1 protein-coding gene and 2 pseudogenes are annotated in these 2,074 nt (G+C 65.7%); 2 read left to right on the top strand and 1 reads right to left on the bottom strand.

The genetic code is table 11. The features are described from left to right. Positions 1-385 (bottom strand): annotated as a pseudogene (locus tag ACRDUX_RS04385) (adenylate/guanylate cyclase domain-containing protein); the annotation flags it as partial. A gap of 280 nt (positions 386-665) precedes the next feature. On the opposite strand from ACRDUX_RS04385, the gene ACRDUX_RS04380 reads away from it, so the two are divergent. Continuing rightward, positions 666-1,742 (top strand): oxygenase MpaB family protein, encoded by a 1,077-nt coding sequence (locus ACRDUX_RS04380; protein WP_526411385.1) that lies wholly within the window; start codon positions 666-668, stop codon positions 1,740-1,742. 4 nt (positions 1,743-1,746) lie between these two features. Then, a pseudogene (locus tag ACRDUX_RS04375) lies at positions 1,747-2,074 on the top strand (acyl-CoA dehydrogenase family protein); the annotation flags it as partial.

Raw genomic sequence — 2,074 nt, 5'->3', positions numbered from 1 at the left:
GCTTCAGCGTGGCATCGTCGCCTGCTCGCAGCGACCACTCCGAGAATCCGACGAGATCGGTGAACACCAGCGTGACCTCGCGGTTCGCCGGTCGCCCGGATACGCGCTCGGTCAGGGCCTGCCAGATTTGCAAACCCGCCAGGCTCACCTCGCGCGACGCGGCATTCCGGTCGAGGATCCGGTCGGCCGCCCGGGCCGCGGCCTGCGGACCGCCAACACCCGCCGCGGACAACGGATCCCCGAAATCCGGGTCGCCAGGTAGCGCGCGGCGAGCACGCCTCACGAAGGCGATGACACCGGGGCTGTAGTTGGTGTTCGTCAGCCATGACAGCGGTCCGCTGCGATCCTTCCCGCCGGACCGTTCCTCGAACGATTCGACATCCACTCCGTCAGCCTAGGTGTCCCGTCTGAAGGTGGGCAATCACGGCGATCCGGTCGCGGGTGCCATGACCTGCGAAGCCGCAGGTGGATGATCTTGAATGCCGGACCTGGGACATTGCTCACAATCCTGACCTGTCGGATAATCCGCTGGTCACGACGGTGTGGAGGGCGGATGCCCGGCGGATAACGATGGGCGGCGCGTCGCCCGACACGGTGGACAACGGGCGTTGTCAAGATTATGTTTGCTGAACAACCCGTGGGCTCTTGAATTCTGCGAGGACACGATGACCGCGACATCGACGACGACCGCGACCGCCGGCACTTCGACGCGCAAGGACGCCGACCCCCTTGGCCCAGACTCGCTGACCTGGAAGTACTTCGGAGACCTTCGCACGGGCATGCTCGGCGTCTGGATCGGCGCGATTCAGAACATGTATCCGGAGCTCGGCGCGGGCGTCACGGATCACTCAATCCTGCTGCGGGAGCCGCTGCAGCGGGTCGCGAGGTCGGTGTATCCGATCATGGGGGTGGTCTACGACGGTGACCGCGCGTCGCGGACCGGCGCCCAGATCAGGGGATACCACGAAACCATCAAGGGCATCGACGCCGAGGGGCGCCGCTATCACGCGCTCAATCCCGAGACCTTCTACTGGGCGCACGCCACGTTCTTCATGCTGATCATCAAGACCGCCGAATACTTCTGCGGCGGACTGACCGAAGCCGAGAAACGACAGCTCTTCGACGAACACGTCCAGTGGTACCGCATGTACGGCATGAGCATGCGGCCAGTGCCCGCGACGTGGGACGACTTCCAGGAGTACTGGGAGTTGAAGTGCCGCGATGAACTCGAGATCAACCAAGCCGCCCTGGACATCTTCTCGATCCGGATCCCGAAGCCGTGGTTCGTCGCGATGCCGACACCCCTGTGGGACCAGTTGTTCAAGCCGATGGTCGCCGGCCAGCGCTGGATCGCGGCGGGCCTCTTCGACCCCGCGGTCCGCGAGAAGGCGGGCATGCGATGGACACCGGGCGATGAAGTGGTGCTGAGGTTGTTCGGAAAGTTCGTCCAATTGGCCTTCGTCGCGGTGCCCGACGAGATTCGGCTCCACCCAAGGGCTTTGGCGGCCTACCGGCGGGCAGCAGGCCGCTCCCCCGCTGATGCTCCATTGATCGAGGCGCCCAGCTTCACGGGTCCCCCTCGCGATCGCCGAGGCCTGCCCGTGCACTACGTTCCCGGTGGGCCACGCGGGCCACGCCCGTCGTCACTGATGGAACGGGCCGGGTCGCTGGTGCACACCACGTTCTCCCTCGCAGGCCTGCGCCCGGCGCGCAGTCGGCACAAGCCAGGAAAGGCTGCCTGACCACATGCTCGAATGGTCCGACGTCGATGTCGCCGTGCGCGATGCGGTTCGCGAATTCGTCGACAAGGAGATCCGTCCCCACGTCGATGACCTCGAGAGTGGCGACATGCCGCCCTACCCGATCATCCGCAAGCTGTTCGCTGCGTTCGGCATCGATGCGATGGCAAAGGAGTCGCTGGAGAAGCGACTCGCGAAGATGCGCGACGGGGGCGCATCCTCGGGTGGTTCGTCGTCGGGCGGCATGTTCGGTGGCGGCGATCAGGCGGGTATGGGCTTCGTCGTGGTCAGCGAGCTGTGCCGGGTCTGCATGGGCGTGGTGACCGGCATGGGCG

The organism is Mycobacterium sp., from assembly GCF_050701675.1.
In the GTDB taxonomy this organism is placed as follows: Bacteria; Actinomycetota; Actinomycetes; order Mycobacteriales; family Mycobacteriaceae; genus Mycobacterium.
This window is presented reverse-complemented; position numbering and strand designations above follow the sequence as displayed.